The organism is Pseudomonas sp. I2, from assembly GCF_040984075.1.
Classification (GTDB): domain Bacteria; phylum Pseudomonadota; class Gammaproteobacteria; order Pseudomonadales; family Pseudomonadaceae; genus Aquipseudomonas; species Aquipseudomonas guariconensis_B.
Window position 1 is genome coordinate 1 of record NZ_JBCGFQ010000022.1, and the last position, 11,893, is coordinate 11,893.

General features: G+C 59.3%; 11 protein-coding genes and 4 tRNA genes. All 15 read left to right on the forward strand.

The window, feature by feature from the left end:
* Window positions 1-242: 242 nt before the first annotated feature.
* The 15 genes from birA to rpoB all read left to right on the forward strand — a co-directional run bounded on the left by birA (window position 243) and on the right by rpoB (window position 11,859).
* Window positions 243-1,202: a bifunctional biotin--[acetyl-CoA-carboxylase] ligase/biotin operon repressor BirA gene (birA, locus tag WCE05_RS13015; RefSeq protein WP_225790952.1), complete on the forward strand. Its 960-nt coding sequence runs from the start codon at window positions 243-245 to the stop codon at window positions 1,200-1,202.
* On the forward strand, window positions 1,192-1,941 hold the full coding sequence (locus WCE05_RS13020) for a pantothenate kinase (protein ID WP_368816036.1): 750 nt from the start codon (window positions 1,192-1,194) through the stop codon (window positions 1,939-1,941). The genes birA and WCE05_RS13020 overlap by 11 nt, the downstream gene beginning before the upstream one ends.
* 7 nt (window positions 1,942-1,948) lie before the next feature.
* The gene (locus WCE05_RS13025; RefSeq protein WP_225790950.1) at window positions 1,949-2,374 is read left to right on the forward strand and encodes a hypothetical protein; all 426 of its coding nucleotides are present in this window, start codon (window positions 1,949-1,951) and stop codon (window positions 2,372-2,374) included.
* A gap of 145 nt (window positions 2,375-2,519) precedes the next feature.
* Window positions 2,520-2,604: transfer RNA gene (locus WCE05_RS13030), tRNA-Tyr, on the forward strand.
* Between the two features lie 23 nt (window positions 2,605-2,627).
* Window positions 2,628-2,701: transfer RNA gene (locus tag WCE05_RS13035), tRNA-Gly, on the forward strand.
* Between the two features lie 25 nt (window positions 2,702-2,726).
* Window positions 2,727-2,802 (forward strand) — tRNA-Thr (locus WCE05_RS13040).
* An 85-nt stretch (window positions 2,803-2,887) separates the two neighbouring features.
* On the forward strand, window positions 2,888-4,081 hold the full coding sequence (gene tuf, locus WCE05_RS13045) for an elongation factor Tu (RefSeq protein ID WP_368816037.1): 1,194 nt from the start codon (window positions 2,888-2,890) through the stop codon (window positions 4,079-4,081).
* 55 nt (window positions 4,082-4,136) lie between these two features.
* Window positions 4,137-4,212: transfer RNA gene (locus WCE05_RS13050), tRNA-Trp, on the forward strand.
* A 44-nt stretch (window positions 4,213-4,256) separates the two neighbouring features.
* Window positions 4,257-4,625 (forward strand): preprotein translocase subunit SecE, encoded by a 369-nt coding sequence (gene secE, locus WCE05_RS13055; protein ID WP_225790915.1) that lies wholly within the window; start codon window positions 4,257-4,259, stop codon window positions 4,623-4,625.
* A 9-nt stretch (window positions 4,626-4,634) separates the two neighbouring features.
* Entirely contained in the window at window positions 4,635-5,168 is a 534-nt protein-coding gene (gene nusG, locus WCE05_RS13060) for a transcription termination/antitermination protein NusG (protein WP_011531880.1), read from the forward strand.
* A gap of 119 nt (window positions 5,169-5,287) precedes the next feature.
* The gene (gene rplK / locus WCE05_RS13065) at window positions 5,288-5,719 is read left to right on the forward strand and encodes a 50S ribosomal protein L11 (RefSeq protein ID WP_070094635.1); all 432 of its coding nucleotides are present in this window, start codon (window positions 5,288-5,290) and stop codon (window positions 5,717-5,719) included.
* Window positions 5,719-6,414 (forward strand): 50S ribosomal protein L1, encoded by a 696-nt coding sequence (gene rplA, locus WCE05_RS13070; protein WP_225790916.1) that lies wholly within the window; start codon window positions 5,719-5,721, stop codon window positions 6,412-6,414. The genes rplK and rplA overlap by 1 nt, the downstream gene beginning before the upstream one ends.
* 199 nt (window positions 6,415-6,613) lie before the next feature.
* A complete protein-coding gene (gene rplJ, locus WCE05_RS13075; RefSeq protein ID WP_225790917.1) occupies window positions 6,614-7,114 on the forward strand; it encodes a 50S ribosomal protein L10 in 501 nt (166 codons plus the stop codon).
* Between the two features lie 80 nt (window positions 7,115-7,194).
* Window positions 7,195-7,566, forward strand: a complete 372-nt coding sequence (rplL, locus tag WCE05_RS13080; RefSeq protein ID WP_225790918.1) for a 50S ribosomal protein L7/L12 — start codon at window positions 7,195-7,197, stop codon at window positions 7,564-7,566.
* Window positions 7,567-7,785: 219 nt separating this feature from the next.
* Window positions 7,786-11,859 (forward strand): DNA-directed RNA polymerase subunit beta, encoded by a 4,074-nt coding sequence (rpoB, locus tag WCE05_RS13085; RefSeq protein WP_225790919.1) that lies wholly within the window; start codon window positions 7,786-7,788, stop codon window positions 11,857-11,859.
* Window positions 11,860-11,893: the final 34 nt, after the last annotated feature.

The following is an 11,893-nucleotide window of genomic DNA, read 5'->3' on the forward strand; positions in this document are numbered from 1 at the left end:
ACGATGCATCGCCGATGGTAGTGTGGGGTTTCCCCATGTGAGAGTAGGTCATCGTCAAGATTCATTTCGCAAAACCCCTATCTGCGCGAGCAGGTAGGGGTTTTGTCTTTCTGGCGTCTGGCTGGGGATTGGCGACGGGGCCGGTGCCAACAACCCCAGGCGGTCGTCCGCTAACACCCTTTACCTATGCAAGCCTTCAGGCCGTGGCTATCATGCCAGCCTTATTCCTGGTCGAGACTGGCATGCTGAAGTTGTTGAATCTCCTCAAGGATGGCCGGTTTCATTCCGGGCAGGCCCTGGGGGAAGCCTTGGGGGTGAGTCGCAGCGCTGTCTGGAAGCAGCTGCAGCACCTGGAAAGCGAATTGAACCTTGTCATTCATAAGGTGCGTGGGCGCGGCTATCAATTGGCCGTGCCCTTGACCCTGCTCGAGTCGCAGCTGATCGCCAACTATTCCGAGGGCGAGCATTGGCCGCTGTTCATCCATGAGACGATCGATTCGACCAACGCCGAGGCGCTGCGTTGCATTGCGCAGGGCCAGCCAGCCCCCTTCGTGGTGTTGGCCGAGCGGCAAAGTGCCGGTCGTGGACGACGTGGTCGACAGTGGGTGAGCCCTTTCGCCGAGAATCTCTACTACAGCCTGGTGTTGCGAGTCGAAGGCGGCATGCGCCAGCTCGAGGGCCTGAGCCTGGTGGTGGGCCTTGCTGTAATGCGCACCCTGCAGGCGTTCGGGGTGGGTGGTGTCGGCCTGAAGTGGCCAAACGACCTGTTGGTCGGAGAGTGCAAGATCGCCGGCATCCTCCTGGAGCTTGTGGGAGACCCGGCAGACGTCTGCCATGTGGTACTGGGCATCGGTATCAATGTGAATATGCAGGCCAACGACCAGGTCGACCAGGTATGGACGTCGATGAAGCGTGAGACTGGCATGGCGGTCGATCGCAATCGTCTTGTCGCGTTGCTCAACCAGCAGTTGCAGCATGAGTTGGCGCGTCATCGGCGCTATGGCTTTGCAGCCTTCCAGGAAGAATGGGAGCAGGCCAACCTGTGGCAAGGTCGTAAGGTGTCTCTGATCGCCGGGAATAACCGGGTCGACGGCGTCGTGCTGGGTGTAGATGGGCAAGGCGGCTTGCGCCTTGATGTCGAGGGTGTGGAAAAGAGCTTCAGCGGTGGTGAGCTCAGTTTGAGGTTGCGGGATGATTCTTGAGCTCGATTGCGGTAACAGCTTCATCAAGTGGCGCGTGATCCATGCTTGCGATGCGACGATCGTAGGTGGAGGGATCGTTGATTCCGACCAGGCTCTCCTGGTCGCGGTGTCGGCGCTGCCTTCCCTGTGCTTGGTGGGATGCCGGATGGTGAGTGTGCGCAGCGAGGAAGAAACCGACGCACTCTGTGCGCTGCTCGGGCGAAACTTCGCCGTCCAGTCGCAGGTCGCTCAACCAGCGAGGGAGATGGCCGGCGTGCGCAATGGCTACGAAGACTACGAGCGCCTGGGGATGGACCGCTGGCTGGCCGCCCTGGGGGCCTATCACCTCGCGAAGGGCGCCTGCCTGGTCATCGACCTGGGAACGGCTGCAAAGGCTGACTTCGTGGCTGCCGACGGCTTGCACCTGGGTGGCTACATCTGTCCGGGCATGCCGCTGATGCGCAGCCAGCTACGCACTCACACCCGACGGATCCGCTATGACGACGCATCGGCGGAGCGTGCGCTGGCCAGCCTTGCCCCTGGACGCTCCACCGTCGAGGCGGTCGAGCGCGGCTGTGTGCTCATGCTCCAGGGCTTTGCGCGTACGCAGATCGAGCAGGCGCATGCGTTATGGGGTGATGATTTCGCGGTGTTCCTGACCGGGGGGGATGCGCCACTGGTGCGTGAGTCGGCTCCGCAGGCGCGCGTGGTTCCTGACTTGGTCTTCGTCGGTCTGGCAATGGCCTGCCCCTTGGATTGAGGTGTCTATGCGCTGGTTGTTTCTGCTGTTGGTGGTGCTCAACGTTGTCTATTACATCTGGCACCAGCAGGAAGCCCCCTTGAAGGTCAAGGAGGTCGCTCCGTTGTCGTTGTACAAAGGTAACCAGCAGGAAATTCGCCTGCTTCGCGAAACCGGTGTGGCGTCGCCGGCCAGGCGTCGCGACGAATGCCTGGTGATTGGTGGTCTGGCGGCCCAGGAGCAGATCGATGCGTTGCGTCAGCGCTTGTTGAGTCTGGACATTGCGACTGTTCCTGTGTCTGGCCAACTGCCAGGGGCGGACGGTCGCTGGTTGAAGGTCGCGGCGCAAAGCGAGCGTTTGCTGGACCAAGCCGTGCTCGATAGTCTTTCCAAGGATTTCAAAGACTTAAAACATAAAATTATTTTGTGCGAGGGTATTGCAACTGGCGAATAGCTTGATAGAATGGCGCCCGCTTCGCAGGGAACACCACTGAGGTGATGGAACCGGAAGCTGCTGTCAACGTAGCTAACCTCAAGATTTTAAATGAGAAAAAGCTTGACAGCGGGATGGCAAGAGTTGAAAATGCCGCCCACACTTAGGAGGGGTTCCCGAGTGGCCAAAGGGATCAGACTGTAAATCTGACGTCTACGACTTCGAAGGTTCGAATCCTTCCCCCTCCACCAGTTTAGCGAGAGCCGTAAGCTCCGCGGGTATAGTTTAGTGGTAGAACCTCAGCCTTCCAAGCTGATGATGCGGGTTCGATTCCCGCTACCCGCTCCAGGCTTGCTGTTTTCGAAAGAGTTTCGCTCTTGTAGCTCAGTTGGTAGAGCACACCCTTGGTAAGGGTGAGGTCAGCGGTTCAAGTCCGCTCAAGAGCTCCATATAGACAAGGCAGATATGAAAATATCTGCCTTTGTTTTAATGGCGATAGTGACTTGCTTATTTCTTCCGCGGAGGATTGCCTCGATGGCCAAGGAAAAGTTCGAACGTAACAAGCCGCACGTCAACGTCGGCACCATCGGTCACGTTGACCATGGCAAGACGACCCTGACTGCTGCTCTGACCCGCGTCTGCTCCGAAGTCTTCGGTTCGGCCAAGGTCGACTTCGACAAGATCGACTCCGCTCCGGAAGAGAAAGCTCGCGGTATCACCATCAACACCGCTCACGTAGAGTACGACTCCAACATTCGTCACTACGCGCACGTTGACTGCCCGGGCCACGCCGACTACGTCAAGAACATGATCACCGGTGCTGCCCAGATGGACGGCGCTATCCTGGTCTGCTCGGCTGCCGATGGTCCGATGCCTCAGACTCGTGAGCACATCCTGCTGTCCCGTCAGGTTGGCGTTCCGTACATCGTTGTCTTCCTGAACAAGGCTGACATGGTTGACGACGCCGAGCTGCTGGAACTGGTCGAGATGGAAGTTCGCGACCTGCTGTCCACCTACGACTTCCCGGGTGACGACACCCCGATCATCATCGTTTCGGCCCTGATGGCGCTGAACGGCGAAGATACCATCGAAATGGGTACCACCGCCGTCAAGAAGCTGGTCGAAACCCTGGACAGCTACATTCCTGAGCCGGTTCGTGCCATCGACCTGCCGTTCCTGATGCCGATCGAAGACGTGTTCTCGATCTCGGGTCGCGGTACCGTTGTAACTGGCCGTGTTGAGCGTGGCATCGTCCGCATCCAGGAAGAAGTCGAGATCGTCGGCCTGCGTCCGACCACCAAGACTACCTGCACCGGCGTTGAAATGTTCCGCAAGCTGCTGGACGAAGGCCGTGCTGGCGAGAACTGCGGCGTTCTGCTGCGTGGCACCAAGCGTGACGAAGTCGAGCGTGGTCAGGTTCTGGCCAAGCCGGGTTCGGTCAAGCCGCACACCAAGTTCACCGCAGAAGTCTACGTCCTGTCGAAGGAAGAAGGCGGCCGTCACACTCCGTTCTTCAAAGGCTACCGTCCTCAGTTCTACTTCCGTACCACTGACGTGACCGGTTCCTGCGAACTGCCGGAAGGCGTCGAGATGGTAATGCCAGGTGACAACATCCAGATGGAAGTCACCCTGATCAAGACCATCGCGATGGAAGAAGGTCTGCGTTTCGCCATCCGTGAAGGCGGTCGTACCGTCGGCGCCGGTGTCGTAGCGAAAATTATTGAATAAGTAGTTGATTTCTCTCGATCAGGCCGGCATAATGGCCGGCCTGATACAGCGTTAAAGGTCAGTAGCTCAATTGGCAGAGCGACGGTCTCCAAAACCGTAGGTTGGGGGTTCGATTCCCTCCTGACCTGCCATTCACCTCGGTGTGATTGGCTTTCTTCTCACAGGATCCTCCCCGATGACTCCCAAGACTGAAGCCCAAGAATCGCGTTTTGATCTGTTCAAGTGGCTGGCTGTTGTTGCATTGGTAGTTGTTGGCGTAGTGGGTAATCAATATTACTCCGCTTCTCCGATTCTGTACCGCGTTCTCGCGCTGCTCGCTCTAGCTGCTGTCGCAGGCTTCGTTGCCCTGCAGACTGCAAAGGGCAAGTCGTTCTTTGCGCTGGCGAAGGAAGCTCGTACCGAGATCCGTAAAGTCGTGTGGCCGACCCGCCAGGAAACCACTCAAACCACGCTGATCGTCGTGGTTGTCGTGTTGGTCATGGCACTGCTGCTGTGGGGGCTCGACTCCCTGCTCGGCTGGTTGGTCTCCTTGATTGTTGGCTAAGGGTGTCCCGTGGCTAAGCGTTGGTACGTTGTGCATGCTTACTCGGGTTACGAGAAGCATGTCATGCGCTCCCTGATCGAGCGCGTCAAGCTGGCTGGCATGGAAGATGAATTCGGCGAGATTCTGGTTCCGACCGAAGAAGTCGTAGAAATGCGTAACGGCCAGAAGCGCAAGAGCGAGCGTAAGTTCTTCCCTGGCTATGTATTGGTCCAGATGGAAATGAACGAAGGGACTTGGCACCTTGTCAAGGATACCCCTCGTGTCATGGGTTTCATTGGTGGTACCGCAGACAAGCCTGCGCCGATCACCGATAAAGAGGCCGAGGCCATCCTGCGTCGCGTAGCCGACGGCAGCGACAAGCCGAAGCCGAAGACGCTGTTCGAGCCGGGTGAAGTGGTTCGCGTCATTGACGGTCCCTTCGCTGACTTCAACGGCAGTGTCGAAGAAGTTAACTACGAAAAGAGCCGGCTCCAGGTGGCAGTGCTCATTTTCGGTCGCTCTACTCCGGTGGAGCTCGAGTTCAGCCAGGTCGAGAAGGTCTAGGCGAACGACGCATCCCATACCCCGCAGCTCCATGTGCTGCGGGGTTTTGTCGTCACTGGGATAAAACGCAAGTCATCCGGGGAGCCATCTGGCGTTCGTACCCGATTTTGGAGTAGCTCATGGCTAAGAAGATTCAGGCTTACATCAAGCTGCAAGTTAAGGCCGGCCAGGCCAACCCAAGCCCACCCGTTGGCCCAGCACTGGGTCAACACGGTGTGAACATCATGGAATTCTGCAAGGCCTTCAACGCCCGTACCCAGGGTCAAGAGCCAGGCCTGCCGACTCCGGTGATCATCACTGTATACAGTGACCGTAGCTTCACTTTCGAAACCAAGAGCACCCCTGCCTCGGTTCTGCTGAAGAAAGCAGCTGGCCTGACCAGCGGTTCGGCTCGCCCGAACACTGTCAAGGTCGGTACCGTGACCCGTGCCCAGCTCGAAGAGATCGCCAAGACCAAGCAGGCTGATCTGACTGCAGCTGACCTGGACGCTGCCGTGCGCACCATCGCCGGCTCCGCCCGCAGCATGGGCCTGAACGTGGAGGGTGTGTAATGGCTAAGCTGACCAAGCGCCAAAAGGCCATTGCTTCGAAAGTCGAAGCTGGCAAGAGCTACAACATCGAAGAGGCCGCTGCCCTGCTGGCTGAACTGTCCGCCGTGAAGTTCACCGAGTCCTTCGACGTCGCTGTCAACCTCGGCGTTGACCCGCGTAAGTCCGACCAGGTCGTTCGCAGCGCCACCGTGCTGCCGCATGGCACTGGCAAGACTGTCCGCGTTGCTGTCTTCACCCAGGGTCCAGCTGCCGAAGCCGCTCTGGCTGCCGGTGCTGACCGTGTAGGTATGGACGACCTGGCTGCCGAAATGAAAGGCGGCGACCTGAACTACGACGTCGTCATCGCTTCCCCGGATGCCATGCGCGTTGTCGGCCAACTGGGCCAGGTTCTGGGTCCTCGTGGCCTGATGCCGAACCCGAAAGTCGGTACCGTGACCCCAGACGTGGCCGGCGCCGTCAAAAACGCCAAGGCCGGTCAGGTTCGCTACCGTACCGACAAGAACGGTATCATCCACACCTCCGTCGGCAAGGTCGGCTTCGAGCCTGTCAAGCTGAAGGAAAACGTTGAAGCCCTGATCGCCGACCTGAAGCGTATCAAGCCGGCTTCCGCGAAAGGTATCTACGTCAAGCGCGTCACCCTGAGCACCACCATGGGCCCAGGTCTGGTCATCGATCAGAGCTCGCTGAACGTGTAACACCATGCCGGCGCGACAGGTTCGCGCCGGCAGCAAGAGATTGGGGTCCCTGCCTGGCGGGGGCTGTCCAAGACCGTAGGCGGCGCAAGCCTTAAACCTCAAGCCTACGCAGATGGTGCTCCCGATTCGTTACCGAATCAGACACCAAAACGACATCCGGCCTCGGTCGGATGAAACGGTAAAAACCAGGAGTAAACCCGTGGCAATTAAACTCGAAGACAAGAAGGCCATCGTCGCTGAAGTCAACGAGGCTGCCAAAGTCGCTCTGTCCGCTGTCGTGGCCGATGCCCGTGGTGTGACTGTAGGCGCAATGACCGGACTCCGTAAAGAGGCCCGCGAAGCTGGCGTTTACGTACGTGTCGTACGTAACACCCTGCTCAAGCGCGCTGTTGAAGGCACCGACTACTCGGTCCTGAACGACGCGTTCAAAGGCCCGACCCTGATCGCTTTCTCCAACGAACACCCGGGCGCTGCCGCTCGTCTGTTCAAGGAGTTCGCCAAGGGTCAGGACAAGTTCGAGATCAAGGCAGCTGCGTTCGAGGGCAAGTTCCTCGCAGCAAACGAGATCGACGTACTGGCAACCCTGCCGACCCGCGACGAGGCCATCGCGCAGCTGATGAGCGTTATTCAAGGCGCTACCAGCAAGCTGGCTCGTACCCTGGCAGCTATTCGCGACCAGAAAGAAGCTGCTGCTGCCTAAGGCGGCGTGAGTACTTTCGAAATCACATGTTTAATTTGATGGCTGCGTAGGCTGTCACCCCAATACAGGAATTCATAGTCATGTCTCTGACTAACGAGCAAATCATCGAAGCGATCGGCCAGAAATCCGTTATGGAAATCGTCGAGCTGATCAAGGCGATGGAAGAAACCTTCGGTGTTACCGCTGCTGCTGCCGTTGCTGCTGCTCCTGCCGCTGGCGGCGCTGCTGCTGCTGAAGAGCAAACCGAGTTCAACGTTGTCCTGGCTTCCGCTGGCGAGAAGAAAGTCAACGTGATCAAGGTCGTTCGTGAAATCACCGGCCTGGGCCTGAAGGAAGCCAAAGAGAAAGTCGACGGCGCTCCGCAGGTTCTGCTGGAAGGCGTTTCGAAAGAAGCCGCTGAAGACGCGAAGAAGAAGCTGGAAGAAGCTGGCGCTGGCGTCGAGCTGAAGTAATCGCGACTTTGCGATCCCAGCCCGAGCGTTGAGCAAACGGCTGATGGCTGGTGGCTTATGCCACCGGCCTTTTTCCGTTATTGGTGGCCGGTCAGATCGGCCCCGATAACGAGCTGCAAACACCCAAGAGGGTGGCGCAAACCATGGGGTTTGCACGATTTTCTGGCTGCTCCCGCCGGGAGAAGCCAAACAAGCAGGTGACCAAGCTGGGGAACGCTGATGGCTTACTCATACACTGAGAAAAAACGTATCCGCAAGGACTTTAGCAAGTTGCCGGACGTCATGGATGTGCCTTACCTCCTGGCCATCCAGCTGGATTCGTACCGCGAATTCCTGCAGGCGGGAGCATCCAAGGATCAGTTCCGCGACGTCGGCCTGCACGCGGCCTTCAAATCGGTATTCCCGATCATCAGCTACTCCGGCAATGCTGCCCTGGAGTACGTCGGCTATCGCCTGGGCGAGCCGGCCTTCGATGTGAAGGAATGTGTCCTTCGTGGCGTGACGTTCGCCGTCCCGCTGCGGGTGAAGGTGCGCCTGATCATCTTCGACAAGGAGTCGTCGAACAAAGCGATCAAGGACATCAAAGAGCAAGAAGTCTACATGGGTGAAATCCCCCTGATGACTGAGAACGGTACCTTCGTTATCAACGGTACCGAGCGTGTGATCGTTTCCCAGCTGCACCGTTCGCCTGGTGTGTTCTTCGACCACGACCGTGGCAAGACCCACAGCTCCGGCAAGCTGCTGTACTCCGCTCGCATCATTCCTTACCGCGGTTCCTGGCTGGACTTCGAGTTCGATCCGAAGGACTGCGTGTTCGTGCGTATCGACCGTCGCCGCAAGCTGCCGGCCTCGGTACTGCTGCGCGCCCTGGGCTACAGCACCGAAGAAATCCTGAACACCTTCTACACCACCAACGTGTTCCACGTTTCCGGTGAGAAGTTGAGCCTGGAGCTGGTGCCGCAGCGTCTGCGTGGCGAAGTCGCGGTCATGGACATCCATGACGGCAACGGCAAGATCATCGTCGAGCAAGGCCGCCGTATCACCGCGCGCCACATCAACCAGCTGGAGAAAGCTGGCGTCAAGGAGCTGGACGTCCCGCTGGAATACGTACTGGGCCGCACCACCGCCAAGGCCATCGTGCATCCGGCCACCGGCGAGATCCTGGCCGAGTGCAACACCGAGATGACCACCGAGCTGATGATCAAGATCGCCAAGGCTCAGGTCGTCCGCATCGAAACCCTGTACACCAACGACATCGATTGCGGTCCGTTCATTTCGGATACCCTGAAGATCGACACCACCAGCAACCAGCTGGAAGCCCTGGTCGAGATCTACCGCATGATGCGTCCGGGCGAGCCGCCAACCAAGGATGCCGCCGAGACCCTGTTCAACAACCTGTTCTTCAGCGCCGAGCGTTACGACCTGTCCGCCGTTGGCCGCATGAAGTTCAACCGTCGTATCGGTCGCACCGAGATCGAAGGTTCTGGCGTGCTGAGCCGGGAAGACATCGTCGACGTGCTCAAGACCCTGGTCGACATCCGTAACGGCAAGGGTATCGTCGATGACATCGACCACCTGGGCAACCGTCGCGTCCGTTGCGTCGGCGAAATGGCCGAGAACCAGTTCCGTGTTGGCCTGGTGCGCGTCGAGCGCGCGGTCAAGGAACGCCTGTCGATGGCCGAAAGCGAAGGCCTGATGCCACAGGACCTGATCAACGCCAAGCCGGTTGCGGCGGCGGTGAAAGAGTTCTTCGGTTCCAGCCAGCTGTCCCAGTTCATGGACCAGAACAACCCGCTTTCCGAGATCACCCACAAGCGCCGCGTCTCCGCGCTCGGCCCAGGTGGTCTGACCCGTGAGCGCGCTGGCTTCGAAGTCCGTGACGTACACCCGACCCACTACGGCCGCGTGTGCCCGATCGAAACGCCTGAAGGTCCGAACATCGGTCTGATCAACTCCCTGGCGGCCTATGCCCGCACCAACCAGTACGGCTTCCTGGAAAGCCCGTACCGCGTGGTGAAGGAAGGTGTCGTCACCGACGAGATCGTGTTCCTGTCGGCGATCGAAGAGGCTGACCACGTCATTGCCCAGGCTTCGGCCGCGATGAACGAGCAGAAGCAACTGATCGACGAACTGGTTGCCGTCCGTCACCTGAACGAATTCACCGTCAAGGCGCCGGAAGACGTCACCCTGATGGACGTTTCGCCGAAGCAGGTCGTTTCCGTCGCTGCCTCGCTGATCCCGTTCCTCGAGCACGACGACGCCAACCGTGCACTGATGGGTTCGAACATGCAGCGTCAGGCCGTGCCGACTCTGCGTGCTGACAAGCCGCTGGTCGGTACCGGCATGGAGCGCAACGTCGCCCGTGACTCCGGTGTCTGCGTCGTGGCCCGCCGTGGTGGCGTGATCGACTCGGTCGACGCCAGCCGTATCGTCGTGCGCGTTGCCGATGACGAGGTCGAGACCGGCGAAGCAGGTGTCGACATCTACAACCTGACCAAGTACACCCGTTCGAACCAGAACACCTGCATCAACCAGCGTCCGCTGGTCAGCAAGGGTGATGTGGTCCAGCGCGGCGACATCATGGCCGACGGTCCGTCCACCGACATGGGTGAGCTGGCCCTGGGCCAGAACATGCGCATCGCGTTCATGGCGTGGAACGGCTTCAACTTCGAGGACTCCATCTGCCTGTCGGAACGTGTGGTCCAGGAAGATCGCTTCACCACCATCCACATCCAGGAACTGACCTGTGTGGCCCGCGACACCAAGCTCGGCCCAGAGGAAATCACTGCGGATATCCCGAATGTCGGTGAAGCGGCGCTGAACAAGCTGGACGAAGCCGGTATCGTCTACGTGGGTGCCGAAGTCGGCGCTGGCGACATCCTGGTCGGCAAGGTCACGCCAAAAGGCGAGACCCAGCTGACGCCGGAAGAGAAACTGCTGCGCGCGATCTTCGGTGAGAAGGCCAGCGACGTGAAGGACACCTCCCTGCGTGTGCCGACCGGCACCAAGGGTACCGTCATCGACGTCCAGGTCTTCACTCGCGATGGCGTCGAGCGTGACAGTCGCGCTCTGGCCATCGAGAAGATGCAGTTGGACGAGATCCGCAAGGACCTCAACGAAGAGTTCCGCATCGTCGAAGGCGCAACCTTCGAGCGTCTGCGTGCAGCCCTGAACGGCCAGGTGGTCGACGGTGGCGCGGGCCTGAAGAAGGGCACCGTGATCACTGACGAAGTGCTGGACGGCCTGGAGCACGGCCAGTGGTTCAAGCTGCGCATGGCCGAAGACGCCCTGAACGAGCAGTTGGAGAAGGCCCAGGCCTACATCGTCGACCGTCGTCGTCTGCTGGACGACAAGTTCGAGGACAAGAAGCGCAAGCTGCAGCAGGGCGATGACCTGGCACCGGGCGTCCTGAAGATCGTCAAGGTCTACCTGGCTATCCGCCGTCGCATCCAGCCGGGTGACAAGATGGCTGGTCGTCACGGTAACAAGGGTGTGGTCTCGGTGATCATGCCGGTCGAGGACATGCCGCATGATGCCAATGGCACTCCGGTCGACGTGGTCCTCAACCCGCTGGGCGTACCTTCGCGTATGAACGTCGGTCAGATCCTCGAAACCCACCTGGGCCTCGCGGCCAAGGGCCTGGGCGAGAAGATCAACCGCATGCTCGAAGAGCAGCGCAAGGCCGCGGAGCTGCGTGGCTTCCTGACCGAGATCTACAACGAGATCGGTGGCCGCCAGGAAAACCTGGACGAGTTCAGCGACCAGGAGATCCTGGAACTGGCGAACAACCTGAAGAAGGGCGTGCCGATGGCTACCCCGGTCTTCGATGGTGCCAAGGAGCGCGAGATCAAGGCCATGCTGAAGCTGGCCGACATGCCTGAGAGCGGCCAGATGGAGCTGTTCGACGGTCGCACCGGCAACAAGTTCGAGCGTCCTGTGACCGTGGGTTACATGTACATGCTCAAGCTGAACCACTTGGTGGACGACAAGATGCACGCGCGTTCCACTGGTTCCTACAGCCTGGTTACCCAGCAACCGCTGGGTGGTAAGGCGCAGTTCGGTGGTCAGCGTTTCGGGGAGATGGAAGTGTGGGCGCTGGAAGCATATGGCGCGGCATACACCCTGCAAGAAATGCTCACAGTGAAGTCGGACGACGTGAACGGCCGTACCAAGATGTACAAGAACATCGTGGATGGCGATCACCGTATGGAGCCGGGCATGCCCGAGTCCTTCAACGTGTTGATCAAAGAGATCCGTTCGCTCGGTATCGATATCGATCTGGAAACCGAATAACACGTGACGCGAAGGGGGGCGGGGCTGCTAGAGC